A 16,801-nucleotide genomic window follows, 5' to 3' on the forward strand; every position below is an offset into this window, starting at 1 on the left:
CCGCCCCGCGCACTCAGCCCGTGTGCCGCCCGGTGAGCTTGTCGCGCAGCCGGTCGACCAGCCCGACGCCGGGGCCCAGGGTCTTGTGGAACAGCTCGGAGTGCGGCGCGCTCGGGTGCGGGCGGGTGGGGGCCAGCTTCTTGGCGGTCTCGACCTTCTCGCCGAGCTCGACGAGCTTCTCCCGGGGGATGTTCGCGCGCAGCTTGGGGAACTGCTCGGTCTCCTCGTCGCCGGCGTGGTGGCGCAGCTGCGCCTCGAGCTCGCGCACCAGCTCCATGAACCGCGAGTCCGAGGCGGACACGTCCTCCATCCGCTTCATGACCTGGACGATCTCGTCGTGCTCCTTCTTGTCGTGCTCGACCTCCTCCTTGCCGTTGGGCAGGTGCTCCTCCATGACGGGGTAGACGTACATCTCCTCGGCGACGGCGTGGCGCATCACCTCCGCGATCACGGTGTCGGCCAGGTCCCGACGCTGTGTCTCGTCGGCGGTGCCCTCGATCTGCCCGAGGAGCGCGAGCATGTCCTTGTGGTCGGCGGTGAGGATGTCGACGACGTCGGTGCTCTGCGCACCGCTGGCGGTCTCGGTCACGGTCCTGCCTCCTGTGCGTCGTTGCCGTGCGGGGTCTTCCGAGGGTAGGCAACGGCACCCGGCCCGGCACGTCCTGCCACGGCAACGGCACCCGGCCCGGCACGTCCTGCCACGGCAAGCCCTATCGGGCTGGATCAGGACGGGGCACCGGCGGCGGCGCCGTCGCGCAGCCACGCCAGCACCGCCAGGACCCGCCGGTGGTCGTCGTCCGACGGCGGCAGGTCGAGCTTGTCGAAGATCGAGGAGATGTGCTTCTCCACCGCCTTGGGCGTGACCACCAGGGCCCGGGCGATCGCGGCGTTCGTCCGGCCCTCCGCCACCAGGCCGAGCACCTCGCGCTCGCGGTCGGTCAGGCGCTCGACCGGCCGGGCCCGCCGGGCGGTGAGCAGCTGGGCCACCACCGTCGGGTCGAGCACCGTGCCGCCGGCGACGAGCCGCTCGAGCGCGTCGCTCAGCTCCTCCAGCGCGGCCACCCGGTCCTTGAGCAGGTACCCCACCCCGCCGCCGGTGGCCAGCAGGTCGCCCGCGTAGGACTCCTCGACGTACTGGGACAGCACCAGGATCGCAGTGCCCGGCGCCCGGTCGCGGATCTCCAGCGCCGCGCGCAGCCCCTCGTCGGTGAACGACGGCGGCATCCGGACGTCGACGACGGCCACCTCGGGCCGCTCCCGCACCACCGCCTCGACCAGCTGGACGCCGTCGCCCACCGCGGCGACGACGGCGCAGCCCGCCTCCTCGAGCAACCGCACGAGTCCCTCGCGGAGCAGGAGGGAGTCCTCGGCCAGGGCGACGCGCACGTCCCGGACTCTACGGGACCGGCGCCGTCCCGCCGGTGAGGCGGACGCGGCGTCGGCGGCGCAGGACGGCGCTGCCGGGCCGTCACAGGCCCGGCAGCAAACATGCGCGGCGACTACGGGATGACCGCGGTCAGGGTCGTGCCATCCCCCTCGGGGCTGTCGACCTCCAGCCGGCCGTCCACCCCGGCGAGCCGGTCGGCGAGGCCCTGGAGCCCGTGGCCCTTGCCCAGGCTGGCGCCCCCGCGGCCGTCGTCGCGCACGACCACCCGCAGGGCGCCGTCGGCCTCCTCCGCCACCCACACCCCGACGCGGGAGGCGCCGCTGTGCTTGGCGGCGTTGGTCAGCGCCTCGGTGACGACGAAGTACGCGGCGGACTCGCGCGCCGGGGCCAGGCGCCGCTCGGGCTCGAGGGCGACGTCGAGCCAGACCGGGATGGGGCTGTGCCCGGCGGCGGAGGCCACGGCCGCGGCCAGGCCCCGGTCGGTGAGGACCGGCGGGGCGATGCCGCGGGAGAGGGCGCGCAGCTCGGACAGGCTCTCCTGCACGTGGGTCACCGCCTCGTCCAGCAGGCGCCGGGCGGCCGGGGAGTCGTCCTCGGCGAGGCGGCGCTGGGCGGCCTGGAGGTCCATGGAGAGGCGGACCAGCCGCTGCTGCGGGCCGTCGTGGATGTCGCGCTCGATGCGCCGCAGGGTCTCCGCCTCGGCGTCGACGACGGCGGCGCGGCTGGCGGTGAGGGTCTCCACCCGCTCGCGCAGCTGCCGCTCGCTCGTCGCCCCCAGCGTGACCCGGGCCAGCCCCCGGTGCACCACGACCAGCGCGTGGGTCACGGCCGGCGCGGAGAGGAGGAAGACGACGCCCACCGCGGTGGTGACGACGACGTCGGCGACCGGGCCGTCGAACCCGAGCAGCCAGGCCAGGCCGTAGCGGTCCGCCGAGCGCAGGAACGGCTCGTACAGGACGTAGAGCGGGCCGCCGATGCCGATCGCCCACCAGGTGATCGTGAGGATGAAGGTGGTCAGGGCCACCGGGAAGTCGAGGAGCAGGTAGAGCAGGTCGAGCCAGCGCTGGCCGTCGCGGAGCTTGGCGAGCACGCGGCGCCAGAACCGGGGCTCGGGCGGCGTGTACGGGCGCGGCCGTGGGATCGGCTGGCCGACGGCGGCGAGGCGGCGGCCCTCCAGGTCGCCCAGGCCGCCCGCGGCGCTCAGCGTCAGCGCCATGACGGGTAGGCCGAGCAGGGTGACCAGGAGTCCGGCGCTGAGGCTGATGCCCGCGACGAAGACGACGAAGCCGACGATGGCCAGCGGCAGGCCGGCGAGGAGGTAGACGGCCTCGCGGCCGGCGCGGCGGAGGAGGCCCGAGAGCCCGATGCTGGAGGGCACGGGCGGGACGGTAGCAGTGGTTGCGCTCATGTCCTCGAGCCTTCCGGGCGCCGCCGTCCGCCACCAGGGAGCCTGCACGCCAGCTGGGGGTAGGGCTGACCCCACCTCACGCGTGCTCAGGCCTCGACCGCGGCGACGCCGTCGGCCCGCTCCTTTCCGACGCCATCGACCGACGGGGGCGTGCGGCCGTCGACCGACGGGTTCCCGACGCCGTCGAGCGACTCCCCGCCGTTGCCGGCGACACCGGCGAGCAGGCTGGCGAGGTTGAGGCCGGTCAGCGCGCCGATGACGTGCTGGCCCTCGCCGAGCACCTGGCCCGCGATCTTCGTGACGGCGCCGGCGCCGTCGGTGCCGACCACCGTGAGGTTGTCGATCTGGCCAACCGGCTCGGCGGCGGCCCGGGTGATCTCCGGGAGCAGGCCGACGAGCTGCTGCATGATGACGGCGCTGCCCTGCTGGGCCAGCGCCTCCGCCTGCGCCCGGGTGGCCTCGGCGGTCGCCAGGCCCTCCGCCCGGGCGGCGGCGGCGCGGGCCTCGCCGAGCGCGGTGATGGCCCTCGCCTCGTTCGCCTGGGCGGCGAGCTCGGCCTCGGCCATCGTCGTGCGCTTGAACGCCTCCGCCTCGGTCTCGGCCTTCCGGGCGTCGCGCGCGCCCTCGGCCTCCTTCGCTGCGGCGTACGCGGCGGCGTCGGCGGGCTTGCGCACGTCGATGTCGAGCTGCTGCTCGGTGACCTTGGCCTTCTCCTCCAGCGCGGCGCGCTCCTCGGTGGCGACGATCCGCTCCTGCTCGGCCCGGGCGCGCTGACCGGCGGCCTCGGCCTCGGCGTTGGCCTTGTCGGTCTCGGCCTTGATGGTCGCCTGCTTGAGGGCGAGGTCACGCTCGCGCTCGGCGATCCGCTCCTGCGCCTGGAGCTGGGCGGTCTCCGAGGCGAGCCGCGCCTCGGCCTCCTGCACCTCGGCGATCTGCCGCGCCCGGGCGGCCTGCGCCCGGCCGAGGTTGGCCAGGTAGTCCGACCCCGGGGTGGAGATGTCCGAGAGGTTGACCAGGTCGATGTGGAAGCCCTGCTGGTGCAGGTCCGGGCGGATCGAGTCGAACACCTGCTTCTGCAGGGCCTCGCGGTCGGAGATGATCTCCTCGACCGTCATCGAGCCCAGCACCGGGCGCAGCGCGCCCTCCAGCGCCTGCTGGAGGGGCTGCTCGAGGTTGGCCTGCTGGCTGGTGAACCGCTGCGCGGCCCGGCGCACGCCGTCGGCGTCGCCGCGGACCTTGAACAGCACGGACGCCTTCACCCCGACGGAGATGAAGTTCTTGTCCACCCCTTCGACGGTCAGCGAGAGCTGACGCTGCTCGAGGGAGATACGGGTGACGGACTCGAAGAAGGGCTTGACGAAGGCCCGGCCACCGATGACGACCCGCGGTCCCTTGCCGTCGACGACATCGCTGAGCGGCAGCGCGTCCAGGCTCCCGGTGGGGCCGCCCTTGGTGTCGTTGCGGCCGACGATCACGAGCGCCTCGTTGAGGTCCACGGTCCGGATGGACCGCCGCACCATCGCGAACACGACGATGGCGGCCACGAGGACGGCCCCGATGACCGGGATGCTTCCGATGATGAGTTCCACGGCTCGATTCCTTTGCTGGATGCGCGATTCGCGCGGCTCCGAGCGCCAGTGCGTCAAACCGCACGCGCGCTGTCCGTGCAGTTTCTCAATTTCGGGTGCCATGCGGGCGCATATTCCGTCAGGCAGTCCACAAATCTGCGCCCGCCAGGGAGCTTCCGGGTGGCTCCCGGATGGACGGTGGGCGAGGGAACGGCGGTCGCGAGCGACAATCGGGGGGAACGCGCTGTCGATCCGGCCCGGCGCGGGCGTCTCACCGCCCCGTCGCCACCGAGCCTTCGAGGACCAGCCGCGCATGAGGGGGAGCGGCGCCCCGGAAGCACCGAGGGAGAAGAGACGTGGATCGTCGGCGAGTGGTCGCCGGGTCGTCGCTGGTGGCGGCGACGCTGTTCTGGGCCGGGAACTACGTGCTCGGGGCGGTCGCCGTCGGGCAGATGGATCCGCTGAGCCTGGTGGTCCTGCGCTGGGCGCTCGCCCTCGTCCCCCTCGTGGTCATCGCCCAGCTCACCGAGAAGCCAGACTGGCGGGAGGTCGTCCGGCACTGGCCCTGGCTGGTGACGCTGAGCCTCACCGGCCTGGCCGGGTACAACCTGCTGCTCTACGCCGCGCTGGAGCACACCAGCCCGTTCAACGCCTCGCTCATCAACGCCTTCGCCCCCGCGCTGATCCTGCTCGCCGCCGCGGTGTTCCTGCGCCAGCGGCTGACGCTGTGGGGCGTGGCCGGAGTGCTCGTGGCGCTCGTCGGCGTCCTCGTCGTGCTCACCGACGGAGCCCTGGCCGACCTCGCGAGCCTCGACCTGGGGGCAGGGGACCTGCTCATGCTCGGCGCGATCGGGGTGTGGACGGCCTACACCATCATCGGCCGCCGCGCCCCGGCGCTGCCCCCGATCGCCTCCACCGCCGCCCAGGCGGCGGTGACGCTCGTGGCCACGACGCCCTTCGCCGTCGCCGGCGGCCTCGACCTGCCCCGGGACGCCGGCGGGGCGTGGTCGCTCGTCTTCATCGCGCTGTTCCCCTCGGTGCTGTCCTACCTGCTGTGGAACCGGGCGCTGACCGTGTTCGAGGCCGGGCGGGCCGGCGTCTACCTCAACCTCATCACCGTCTTCACGGCCCTCGCGACGGTCCTCATGGGCCAGCCGCTTCACCTCGCCCAGGTTCTCGGCGGCGTCCTCGTCCTCGCCGGCGTGGCGCTGACCGGCCGCCGCCCGCCCGCGCCGGCGCTCGCGGACACGGTCGGCGCCGGCGGGGCCCCGCAGGCCCGCGGCGCCTGAGACCGGCCTGGGACTACGGAAGGGGGGGGCGGCCGGGCCGCACCGCCCCGGCCGGCCCTCGCCGGTTCACCGTCAGGCCTGGGCGGCCTCGCGCTCGGCGACGACCTCGCGCACCGGCGCGGTGTCGGGGCGGAGGCGCCGGACGAACGGTGCGCACAGCACGCCGACCAGGCCGAGGCAGCCGCCGACGACGAACGCGACCTCGGTGCCGGCCACCGTCGCCTGGGCCTCGCCTGCCTGGCCGGCGGCGGCCGCGGCGGCACCAATGGTCAGCGCGGCGACCAGCACCGCGGTGCCCGCGGCACCGGCCAGCTGCTGGAGGGTGTTCATGATCGCGCTGCCGTGCGGGTACAGGTGCCGCGGCAGGGAGCCCAGCGACACGGTCATCAGCGGCGTCATGACCAGGGCCATGCCAGTGCAGAAGACCAGGTGCATGGCGACGACGAGCCCGAGGGGCGTGTCCGCGCCCACGGTGCTCAGCCAGAACTGGCCGCCGGCCATGAGGATCGTGCCGGGGATGACCAGCGGCCGCGGACCCGCGACGTCGTAGATCTTGCCGGCGACGGGGGAGAGGATGCCCTGGATCAGCCCGCCGGGCAGCAGCAGCAGGCCGGTGGTCGCGATGCCGACGCCCGCGCCGGCCTGCAGGTAGATGGGCAGCACCACGACCGTGCCGAGCATCGTGGCCATGGCAATGACGACGACCGCGACGGAGATCCGGAAGTTGTGGACGGTGAACGGGCGCAGGTCGAGCAGCGCGGCGTCGGTGCGCTGCAGGCGCAGCTGGCGCCGGACGAACAGCACGAGCGCGACCACGCCGACGGCGAGCGCGGCCAGCGGCGCCAGGTGGCCCTGCAGGACGGCGCCGAGCGAGGCGAGGGCGTAGACGAGCCCGCCGAAGCCGAGCGCCGCCAGCACCACGGAGCCGGCGTCCATCCGGGCCTGGATCGTCTCGTTCGTCGTCCGGATGAGGACGAGGCCGAGCGCGAGGACGACGAGGCCGAACGGCAGCATCATCCCGAACAGCGCGCGCCAGCCGAAGTGGTCGACGACGACGCCGGAGAGCGTGGGCCCGACGGCGGGGGCCATGGAGATGACGACGGAGTTGAGGCCCATCACCATGCCGCGCTTCTCCACGGGCACCGAGGTCAGCGTGGTGGTCATGAGCAGCGGCAGGATGATCGCGGTGCCGGCGGCCTGGATCACGCGGGCGAGCAGCACGACGGCGAAGCTCGGCGCCAGCACCGCCAGCGCGGTCCCGACGACGAATAGGACGAGCGCGGCCGTGAACAGCGCGCGGCTGGTGAAACGCTGGATGAGGAAACCGGTGGTCGGGATGACCACGGCCATGGTGAGCATGAAGCCGGTGGTCAGCCACTGACCCGCGGCCGGGGTGACGGCGAAGTCCGCCATGATCGGCGGCAGCGCGACGCTCAGCGCGGTCTCGTTGAGCATCATGACGAACGCGGACACCACCAGCACGGCGAGCACCGGGCCGACCCGGCCGACCACCTTCTCCGTCTCGATGGCCGCGGGCGCCTGCGGGCTGGGTGCGGGGCGCGAGCCGGGCGTGGGCGCGCGGTGCTGACGCGGGGCGTCTGTCATGGGACCTTCTTCCTGGGCGGAGCAAACCCCGACATGATGTCACTGTGTGACAACATGGCATAAGAGGACACCGACGGTGCTCCGTGTCACACCGGGCCGCGTGCTAGGAAGGACCGCATGGAGGACGACGCCGCACCCGACCTGCGCACGAGGCGCCGGCTGGACACCCGCATGGAGATCCAGGAGGCCGCCCTCGAGCTGTTCGAGGAGCAGGGGGTGCGGGAGACGACCGTCCAGCAGATCGCGGAGCGGGCCGGGGTCTCCGCCCGGACGTTCTTCCGCTACTTCGCCACCAAGGAGCAGGCGGCCCTGCCCGGCCAGCACCGCCTGGTCCGCGCGATCGACGCCATGGAGTTTCCCGACGCCGACCCCGCCGCCGTCCTGCGCGCCGTCGAGCAGGCGGCGGAGGCCGTCATGGCCGGTGAGAACGACCCGGAGCTGGCGGAGCACCGCCGCGTGGCGCGCCTCCTCGCCCGCGAGCGGGACCTGCGCTCCCTCGCCGCCTCCCAGGAGCAGCTCCTCATCGCCCGCCTGCGCGCCCGGCTCGCCGACCGGCTCGGCGGCGACGCGGCGTCCCTGCTGCTCGTGGCCGAGATCGCCGTCGCCGTCTGGCGCGCGGCGTGGGACCGGTGGGGCGAGCTCGCCCTCGAGGGCGAGGTGCGGGACCCGGTCGAGGTCTACCGCGCATGCCGGAGCGACCTGCGGCGCATCGTCGGCTGAGCCGGCGCCGGTCGCGGTAGCCGCGAGCGACGCGACGGGGCCGCTATCTCGAGCGAGGTGGTCGGGGTCGCTACCGGCGGGACGGCTCCGGCTCGGCCGGCCCGTGCAGGAAGTCCAGCGCGTTCTTCAGCACGGCATTGTCGCCGCGGCTCGTCCATGAGCGCCAGGGCCGGCTCGGCGAGGCCTGTGAACCGCACGTCGACGCCGCCGTGGGTCTCCGCCGCCTCCGGGATCCACTGGCCGACGTGGATGCCGCCGCGGCCGGCCTGAGCGCTGGCACGCACGATCCGGTCCCGAATCCGCCGCCGGACCCTTCTTGACTTCATGCTGACACCGTGTCAACTTAGTGGACGTGACGTAAGGAGGGTCACATCACGAGGCGGTGCGCTACGGCCGAAGGACCCACGTCCGGCTCCCCGGTGCACCGTCCGCCGTCGCCGGCTCCCCGCCCCCGGGGGGAGCTGACCCCTCGTGACGGTTCGTGACCCCCGACCCTGCGTGACGCCACAGCGGGCGCCGCGCTGACGAAAGGCAGTGCCGATGACGGACACGACAACCGCCGCGAGCAAGACCGTCAACACCGTTCTCGGGCCCGTGCCCGCGGAGGACCTGGGCGTCGTCGCGGTCCATGAGGCCCTGCTCTCGGTGGTCCCGGGGGCCGAGCACGCGTACGACATCACGATCGACCGCGCGGAGATCTTCGAGGTCCTCGCCACGAAGCTGACGGACTTCCGCGCGGCCGGCGGGAAGACGATCGTCGACAGCACCGGCATGTTTCACGGCCGCGACGTGCGGCTGTACGAGGCGCTCTCGCGGGCGACCGGCGTGCACATCGTCGCCTCGACCGGCATGGGCCCGGAGGAGATGCTCGGCGGGTACTTCCTCACCCCCCAGACCAACCCCCCGACGCCGTGGCCCGCGGAGAAGTTCGCCGACCTCTTCGCCCAGGAGGTCACCGACGGCATGGTCGTCCCGCGCGTGGAGCGCCGGGGCGCCGCCGGCCTGGTCGCGACCACGGCCACCCGGGCGGGCATGACCGCCACCGACGAGAGCCTGTTCCGCGGCGCCGCCCGCGCCGCGCAGGTCACCGGGGTACCGGTGTCGATCCGGTTCGGGGCCGACGCGGTGGCCGAGCTCGACGTCGTCCTGGACGAGGGCCTGCCGGCCGACCGCGTCGTCGTCGGCGGGCTCGACCGCCGGGACGCCGTCGCCGCCGGGGCGCCGCTGGAGGTCGCGCGCCGCGGGGCGTTCGTGGCCCTGGACCACGTCGGCCTGAACGACGACGGCGACCACCTCACCGACCGGGAGCGCGCCGCCCTGGTGGTCGAGCTCGTCGAGGCCGGCTTCGGCAACCGGGTGCTGGTCTCGAGCAACGCGATCGGCGTGGCCAAGGGCCGGCCCGCCTACGACCTGCCGTTCGGTTACGCCGCGACGACCTTCGTGCCCCTGGTCACCACGCTCGGCCTGGACGAGGCGGATGCCCGGCGGATCCTCGTGGACAACCCCCGGGACCTGCTCACCCTGGCCTGAGCCTCCGGCCTATTGCTTTGTGACGTATTGGAGCTTGAACATGTCGAGAGTCAACACGGTCCTCGGGCCGATCCCGGCCGAGGAGCTGGGCGTCGTCGCCATCCACGAGCACATCGGGTACGGGATGCCCGGCTCGGAGCTGGACACGCGGTGGTGGAAGAGCCCTGAGGAGCGCTACGAGGAGACCGTCCCCAAGCTGCGGCAGTTCCACGAGTACGGCGGCGGGACCTTCGTGGACGCCACCGGCATCTGCAACGGCCGCGACGTCGACTACTACAAGTCCCTGTCGGCCAAGACCGGCGTCCACATCGTCGCCTGCACCGGCTTCGTCGGCGGCGACACCGCCCTGCCGCACTTCGCCCGGGCGTCCGTGGACTACCTGACCCGCCAGTTCGTCCACGAGATCACCGTCGGCATCGGCACCACCGGCGCCCGCGCCGGGGTCATCAAGGTCGGCGTCAGCCGCGGCGGGCGCATGACGGACCTGGACAAGCGCATCTACCGCGCCGCCGCCCGCGCCGCTCTGGCCACCGGGGTGCCCATCCTGACCCACCTGGCCATCGACGCCGAGAACGCCATCGCCATCTTCGCCGAGGAGGGGCTGGCGCTGGACCGGGTGCTCTTCGGTCACGCCGACGACGGCGTCAACGCCGAGAAGACGCGGGACACCTGGATCGCCGAGCAGGGCGGCCGGGTCGGCTTCGACACCTTCGGCTACGAGACCGAGCTCGAGGACCCGCCGTTCTGGGCCCGCCCCCGCCAGGAGCGCCTGGACCACTTCCTGCGCTTCATCGGCAAGCACCTGGACAAGGCGCTCGCCTCGGCCGACGCCAACTGCTCCCCGCTGGGCTGGCCCGGCGTCAAGGGCCACACCGTCAACTACATCTTCGAGGACCTCATCCCCGACCTGCGCCGGGCGGGCGTCGACGAGGCCACGATCACCCGGCTGTTCGTCGAGAACCCCGCCACCTTCCTGTCCATCCAGAACTGACCCGCCCTGTCCATCCAGAACTGACCCGCAACCGGCCCCGCGGGCCATCAGCCGTCCCCCGACCGCTCACCACTCCTCCACCTATGGCGCACCGACGCGCCCGATCAGAAGGCGAAGAACAATGAAGACTTCGGAACTCGCGAACCTCAGGATCGCCATCGTCGGCGCCGGGTACGGCGGCGCGGCCGCGGCCAAGGCGCTGAGCCTCCTGGGCGCCGACGTCACCGTCTACGAGCAGGCCACCGAGATCAGGGAGGTCGGCGCCGGCATCGGCCTGCGCCCCTCGTCCATGGCCGCGTTCCGCCGGTGGGGGATCTTCGAGGCCATCGCCGCCGTGAGCTCGGCGAGCGACTACTTCGAGATCCTCACCGCCACCGGTGAGCCGATCATGAAGGACACCTGGCCGGAGTCGGGGGAGGAGAAGAACACCTACCTCATCCACCGCAACGACTTCATCCAGGCGCTCGTCGGCGTCCTGCCCGAGGGCATGCTCCGCGTGGGCCACAAGCTCGAGGCCGTCACCGACCGCGGCGACGGGGCGACCCTCACCTTCGCCAACGGCACGACCGTCGAGGCCGACCTCGTCGTCGGCGCCGACGGCATCAAGTCCACGGTGCGCCGCCAGCTGTTCAGCGACCAGCAGCCGGTGTTCGCCGGCGAGCACGCCTACCGCGCCGTCGTCGACGCCGACGCCGCCCACGGCCTGGTGATGGACGACAACCTGCGCATGTACATCGGCAGGGGCACGAAGGTCTACGCCCTGCCGCTGCGGCACCGCAACCAGCTCTCCTTCGACGTCACCGTCCTCAACCCCGACGGCACGTGGACGCCGAACGTCTCCCAGGACGACATGCTGGCGACGCTCGAGGGCTTCGACGAGCGCATCGTCAAGACCGCGCAGGACCTCGACTGGAGCAAGGTCTCCATCCGCGCCGTCTACGACATCGACCCGGTCGACACCTGGCACTCGGACGCCGTCGTCCTGCTCGGCGACGCCGCCCACTCCATGTGCCACCACCAGGGCCAGGGCGCCAACTCGGCCATCCTCGACGCCGACGCCCTCGCGGAGTCGCTCCGGGAGGCCGACTCGGTCCCGGAGGCCCTGGCCCGGTACCAGGCGACCCGCAAGCCGGTGACCGACGAGCTCCAGCGCATCTCGCGCCAGGGCTGGACCGAGGACGAGCTCAACGACGTCTTCCCCGGCCAGAAGACCGCCGCGAAGTGAACAGGACGAACTGAACGCCATGACCCTGCACCCCGAGATCGCCAAGATCGTCGCCACCCTGCCGCCCCCGCCCCCGGGGCCGATCGACCCCGCGGTCCTGCGGGCCGCCGAGGAGGCCCAGGTCCCGCCGCCGGCCGAGCGCCTGCCGCTGCACGCCGTCGAGGGCCGCGCGGCGGTGACGCCCGCGGGGGAGGTGCCGGTGCGGATCTACACCCCCACCGCGGCGGAGAGCTCCGGCCTGCTCGTGTACTTCCACGGTGGCGCCTTCTTCCTGGGCAGCCTCGACACCCACGACCACGTCGCGCGGGCGCTGGCCAAGGAGACCGGGCTGAGGGTGGTCTCGGTCGGCTACCGCCGGGCGCCCGAGGCGGCGTTCCCGGCCGGTCTCGAGGACTGCTACGGCGTGGTGCGCTGGGCCGCGGAGAACGACGACACGCTGGGCTGGGACGGGACGACCCTGGCGCTCGCGGGCGACAGCTCGGGCGGCACCTTCGTCGCCGCCGTCGCCGCCATGGCCCACGACGACGGCTTCGACCGCATCACCCACCAGGTGCTGTTCTACCCGTCCCTGGACCTCGACTTCGACGTCGACCGGTACGCGTCCCTCCGGGAGAACGCCGCGGGGTACGGCCTGGAGACGGCCGGGCTGAAGCCCTTCAACGCGTTCTACCTCGACAGCGGCGCCGACCCGGCCGACCCCCGCGTCTCGCCGATCAAGCGCGAGGACCTCGCCGGGCTGCCGCCCGCCCTCATCCTCACCGCCGAGCACGACCCGCTGCGCGACGAGGGCGAGCTCTACGGCCGGAGGCTGCAGGAGGCCGGCGTCGAGGCGACGGTGCACCGGTACGCCGGCGCCAACCACGGCTTCGTGCAGAACTTCTCCTGGATCCCCGAGTACTACGAGGCCTTCGCCGAGACGGGCCGGTTCCTGCGGCGGCGCTAGGAAGGGAAAACTCATGACGCACGACGTGGCGGTGCACCCCCTGGTGTCGCCGTGGGGCCGGTTCGGCCTGTACAGCTTCTTCATCGACGCGCCCGAGCCGGCGATCGTGGACACCGGGGTCGCCTCCTCGCCGGCCGCGGGCATGGTGCCGGCGCTGGAGGACCTGGGCCGCGGCATCGAGGAGGTGCGCTGGATCCTGCTGACCCACGGGCACATCGACCACCTCGGCGGGGCGCACGCGTTGTGGGAGCTGACCGGGCGCCGTGCCCAGGTGGTGATCCACGAGGCCGACGCCGCGCTGCTGCGCGCGCGCCGGGCCCACGTGGACCTGTACCTGGACGTGCGCCAGCGGTACCTGCGCAACCCCGCCGCCGTCGAGGAGCAGACGGCGATGGCGCAGGCCGCGATCTCGGGCGAGATGGAGCCCACCATGCTGGTCAGGGGCGGGGAGCGCCTGTCGCTCGGGGGTGACGTGACCGTCTCGGTCCACCACATCCCGGGCCACACCGCCGGGTCCGTCGCGTACGTGATCGACGGGCAGGACGACGTCTTCGTCGGCGACGCCGCGCAGGTCCACGGCGCGGCCAACGGCTTCCCCGGCTACGAGGACCCGGTCGCCTACCGGGCGAGCCTGGAGTACCTGCGCGACGAGGTCCGCCCCCGGCACCTGTACCTGGGCCACCCGTACCGGACGGCGGACGGGGAGCCCTTCGGCGTCGAGCTGGACGCCGAGCAGGCGCTCCGGGCGCTGCAGGAGAGTCTGGACATCGAGGCCCGGATCGACGCCGCCGCCCGCCGCCACCTCTCCGACGGCGTGGGGGAGTCCGACTCGGTGTACGCCCCGTTCGTGGCGGTCGCCGAGGAGCTGGGCTACACCGGCGACCCGCGGCTGGAGCCGTCGCCGTTCTTCACCACCCTGCACGGGTACGCCCGGAGGTACGGCGCGACGACGCCGGAGAAGGAGCTGCACCGATGACCGAGACCATCACCGAGATCCGCACCTGGGAGTCCGGCGCGCAGAGGATCCGCATCCGCAAGGACCTGCGCGTGCCCATGCGCGACGGCGTCGAGCTCGCCGCCGACGCCTACCACGGCGTGGAGGACAAGCCCCGCCCGGCGCTGGTGGCGCTGTCCCCGTACGGCAAGGAGCTGCAGGCGCTGGCCCTGACGATGCCGCCGCAGCGGCGCCCGTCCCCGATGTGGGACGGGTGCATCGAGGCCGGCGACATCGCCCGGGTGGTCGCCGAGGACTACGTCCACGTCATCGGCGACCTGCGCGGGTCCGGCGCCTCGGGCGGCGAGCACATCGGCAACTACAACGCCGGCGGCGTGCCGCTGGGCCAGGACGCCTACGACTTCATCGAGTGGGTCGCCGCCCAGCCGTGGTGCGACGGCAACGTCGGCATGATCGGCATCTCCTACTTCGGCTCCATGCAGGTCTACGCCGCGGCCGAGCGGCCCCCGCACCTCAAGGCCATCTTCGTCTCCGGCGGCCACTACGACTTCTACGAGACCACCTACCACGGCGGGATCATGTGGTTCATGCCCCGGGCCGCCCGCGAGGGCCGCGGCGGGGACTCCGGCTGGGCGTTCACCGACCGCATCACCTCCCGCATGCTCGAGACGTACTCGGAGGAGGAGATCAAGGAGCGCGTCGCCAGGCGCCTGGCCGACCCCGACATCGCCGCCTGGCCCAACCTCGTGCACCTGCTGCACTACCCCAAGCACCACGAGGCCTGGTTCGACATCGTCATGAACGAGCTCGACGGGGAGTGGTACGAGGAGCGCAACCCGATCAACCTCGCCAAGAACATCGACATCCCGGTCTACCTGCAGATCGACCAGGGCCGCGGGTGGACCCTGGACGGGACCATCGAGCTCTTCAACGAGCTCCAGGGGCCCAAGCGCCTCGACATCGGCTCCTACCCCCCGATGCAGTCCCGGCCCTGGGTCGAGGAGCACGACAAGATGTTCCGCTGGTACGAGTACTGGCTCAAGGGCATCGACAACGGCGTCATGGACGAACCCGCCGTGAACGTCTTCGTCGAGGGCTCCCGCGAGGTGGTCACCGCCGCGCAGTGGCCGCCCAAGGACGTCGAGTACCTCCCGCTGTACCTGCGCCCGCGCCGCAAGCTCTCGCCTCAGCCCGAGCTGATGGGCACCGAGCACGCCGCGCCGGACGGCTTCTACCAGGCGCCGCTGACGGTGACGGACAAGGTCGAGATCCTGTCCTGGTCCACCGAGCCGTTCGCCGAGCCCACCGAGCTCATCGGCACCGGCGCCGCGCACCTCTTCGCCGCAATCGACCAGGACGACACCAACTTCATCCTGCGGCTGTGGGACGTGGCCCCGGGCGGGAGCCGGCAGCTGATCACCACCGGCTACCTCAAGGCCTCCCACCGCGAGCTCGACGAGCGCACCACCGAGGGCAACCCCTACCACCCGCACACCCGCTCCGTGCCGGTCGAGCCCGGGGCGATCGAGGAGTACGTGCTGCGCCTGTACCCCTTCGCGGCGACCTTCCGGGCCGGGCACCGGCTGACCGTCGAGCTGTCCAACAACGAGCCGCTGGTCGACGAGCACAACTCCCTGCTCCCGCCCGACGCCTTCCACCTGCCCGTGGGCCGGCCCGTCACGCACAAGATCTACCGCGACGCCGCCCACCCCTCCCGGCTGGTGCTGCCGTTCACCACCCGACCGGCGGCGGAGCAGGAGAAGTAGCAGAGCCGACCATACCCGGGCGCCCTCGGCGGGGGCGCCCGGGCACGGCTCCCGCGGCCGAGGCCGTGGCGGCCCAGGCGTCGATGCCCGCGAGGGTCACGCCAGCTCCTGGATGCGGACCAGGTTGCCGGCGGGGTCGCGCACGGCGCAGTCGCGGATGCCGTAGGGCTGCATGGTCGGCTCCTGGACGACCTCGACGTCGTCGGCCTGGATCTTCTCGAAGGTGGCGTCGAGGTCCGGGGTGGCCAGCAGGATCCAGCCGTAGGTGCCCTTGGCCATCATCTCGGTGATCGTGCGGCGCTCGTCGTCGGTGATGCCCGGGTCGGTGGCGGGCGGGGCCAGGAGGATGGAGGTACCGGGCTGACCGGCCGGGCCGACCGTGATCCAGCGCATCCTGCCGCTGCCGACGTCCTGGCGGACCTCGAAGCCGAGAACGTCGCGGTAGAAGGCCACGGAGGCCTCCGGGTCGTCGTGGGGCAGGAAGCTGGTGTGAATTCTGATGTCCATGGCGCGAAACGCTAGCGGCGGCGCCACGGCCGGTACTTCTCGATTCCTGATCGATCCCGACCGCCGGCGTCGGCGTCAGGTCGACCGGCGGCTCAGCTGCCGGGGGCGCCGTCCACGAGCAGGTGGCACCAGGAGTCGGCAAGGACGCTCAGCGCGGTCTCGCGGTCGACGACGCTCCAGCCCCGCTGCATCCAGCGCAGCGAGAGGTACTCCAGCTCACCGAAGGCCAGCGAGCACCGGATGTAGCGGGTGGCCGGGTCGAAGCGGCCGGCGTCGTCGAGCCCGTGCTGCATCTCCGTGATCGTCGCCGCGAACCACTGCTCCTTGGTGGCGGCGATGTCCGGCTCGACGGCGGCCGCCTGGTTGGCCGCGATGACGTACGACCGCGTGGCCGGCCACTGGTCGGCCTTGGTCTCGATGAAGCCACGGATGAGCCGCCGGTCGCCGGACCGGACGACCTCGCGCAGCGGCGGGTCGTCGGCGCTGGTGAAGATCTCGTCGAGGTCGGCGACGAGCTCCTGCATGAGCTGTGCCTTGGACGCGAAGTGCATGTAGAAGGTCGTCCGCGTCGTGCCCGCGGCCGCGGCGATGTCGTCGATCGTCGTGGCGACGTAGCCCTTCCCCTCGAAGAGCTCCAGCGCCTTCTCCAGCAGCAGGCGGCGGGTCATCTGCTTCTGGGCTTCTCGGAGGCGGATCACAGCCACACCCTACTGTCGGCGTTTCCATACGGGCAGTTCGGCCAGCGGTCAGCAAGACCTTGGGACTGACAAGGTGTCGCCGGCGACACCACGGGACCAAGGTCGTACTCGGGATACAAGATGGCATGTTACTAGACACTCCGTAAACCGACTGGTACAACTGTCCTCACTTGTGAAGCAGGGCACACAACGACGCGTGTTTTTCCACC

The 16,801-nt window shown here is 72.5% G+C and carries 15 protein-coding genes; 8 read left to right on the forward strand and 7 right to left on the reverse strand.

Annotated elements, in window-relative coordinates; translation table 11 throughout:
• Positions 1-13: 13 nt before the first annotated feature.
• The 4 genes from GD970_RS02130 to GD970_RS02145 form a co-directional block, all read right to left on the reverse strand.
• Positions 14-589: a hemerythrin domain-containing protein gene (locus GD970_RS02130; RefSeq protein WP_152200218.1), complete on the reverse strand. Its 576-nt coding sequence runs from the start codon at positions 587-589 to the stop codon at positions 14-16.
• Between the two features lie 134 nt (positions 590-723).
• Complete coding sequence (locus GD970_RS02135) at positions 724-1,386, reverse strand: response regulator (protein WP_152200220.1); 663 nt, start codon at positions 1,384-1,386, stop codon at positions 724-726.
• Positions 1,387-1,499: 113 nt separating this feature from the next.
• Positions 1,500-2,795, reverse strand: coding sequence for a sensor histidine kinase (locus GD970_RS02140; RefSeq protein WP_152200222.1), 1,296 nt, complete (start codon positions 2,793-2,795; stop codon positions 1,500-1,502).
• Between the two features lie 86 nt (positions 2,796-2,881).
• Complete coding sequence (locus GD970_RS02145; protein WP_226925086.1) at positions 2,882-4,384, reverse strand: flotillin family protein; 1,503 nt, start codon at positions 4,382-4,384, stop codon at positions 2,882-2,884.
• A gap of 335 nt (positions 4,385-4,719) precedes the next feature.
• On the opposite strand from GD970_RS02145, the gene GD970_RS02150 reads away from it, so the two are divergent.
• Entirely contained in the window at positions 4,720-5,652 is a 933-nt protein-coding gene (locus GD970_RS02150) for a DMT family transporter (protein ID WP_226925087.1), read from the forward strand.
• 72 nt (positions 5,653-5,724) lie between these two features.
• Here the strand turns inward: GD970_RS02150 and GD970_RS02155 are convergent, their stop codons facing one another.
• Positions 5,725-7,257, reverse strand: a complete 1,533-nt coding sequence (locus GD970_RS02155; RefSeq protein WP_152200227.1) for an MDR family MFS transporter — start codon at positions 7,255-7,257, stop codon at positions 5,725-5,727.
• A gap of 117 nt (positions 7,258-7,374) precedes the next feature.
• Here GD970_RS02155 and GD970_RS02160 point away from each other — a divergent pair, with 117 nt between their 5' ends.
• From GD970_RS02160 to GD970_RS02190, 7 genes are all read left to right on the forward strand, one after another.
• Positions 7,375-7,977 carry a TetR family transcriptional regulator gene (locus GD970_RS02160; RefSeq protein WP_152200229.1) on the forward strand — a complete coding sequence of 201 codons (603 nt, stop codon included), beginning with the start codon at positions 7,375-7,377 and terminating at the stop codon, positions 7,975-7,977.
• 540 nt (positions 7,978-8,517) lie between these two features.
• Positions 8,518-9,507, forward strand: coding sequence for a phosphotriesterase family protein (locus GD970_RS02165; protein WP_152200231.1), 990 nt, complete (start codon positions 8,518-8,520; stop codon positions 9,505-9,507).
• 40 nt (positions 9,508-9,547) lie between these two features.
• Positions 9,548-10,498: a phosphotriesterase family protein gene (locus GD970_RS02170; protein WP_152200233.1), complete on the forward strand. Its 951-nt coding sequence runs from the start codon at positions 9,548-9,550 to the stop codon at positions 10,496-10,498.
• A 121-nt stretch (positions 10,499-10,619) separates the two neighbouring features.
• Positions 10,620-11,723 (forward strand): FAD-dependent oxidoreductase, encoded by a 1,104-nt coding sequence (locus tag GD970_RS02175; protein ID WP_152200235.1) that lies wholly within the window; start codon positions 10,620-10,622, stop codon positions 11,721-11,723.
• 19 nt (positions 11,724-11,742) lie between these two features.
• A complete protein-coding gene (locus tag GD970_RS02180; RefSeq protein ID WP_152200238.1) occupies positions 11,743-12,666 on the forward strand; it encodes an alpha/beta hydrolase in 924 nt (307 codons plus the stop codon).
• A gap of 13 nt (positions 12,667-12,679) precedes the next feature.
• Positions 12,680-13,642 (forward strand): MBL fold metallo-hydrolase, encoded by a 963-nt coding sequence (locus tag GD970_RS02185; protein WP_152200240.1) that lies wholly within the window; start codon positions 12,680-12,682, stop codon positions 13,640-13,642.
• Complete coding sequence (locus GD970_RS02190) at positions 13,639-15,387, forward strand: CocE/NonD family hydrolase (RefSeq protein ID WP_226925088.1); 1,749 nt, start codon at positions 13,639-13,641, stop codon at positions 15,385-15,387. Before GD970_RS02185 ends, GD970_RS02190 begins: the two co-directional genes overlap by 4 nt.
• Before the next feature lie 96 nt (positions 15,388-15,483).
• On the opposite strand, the gene GD970_RS02195 is transcribed toward GD970_RS02190, so the two are convergent.
• Together GD970_RS02195 and GD970_RS02200 are read right to left on the reverse strand one after the other, a co-directional pair.
• The gene (locus GD970_RS02195) at positions 15,484-15,894 is read right to left on the reverse strand and encodes a VOC family protein (protein WP_152200242.1); all 411 of its coding nucleotides are present in this window, start codon (positions 15,892-15,894) and stop codon (positions 15,484-15,486) included.
• A 92-nt stretch (positions 15,895-15,986) separates the two neighbouring features.
• A complete protein-coding gene (locus GD970_RS02200) occupies positions 15,987-16,592 on the reverse strand; it encodes a TetR/AcrR family transcriptional regulator (RefSeq protein ID WP_152200244.1) in 606 nt (201 codons plus the stop codon).
• Positions 16,593-16,801 lie beyond the last annotated feature (209 nt).

Source organism: Georgenia thermotolerans (assembly GCF_009193185.1).
Lineage (GTDB): Bacteria > Actinomycetota > Actinomycetes > Actinomycetales > Actinomycetaceae > Georgenia > Georgenia thermotolerans.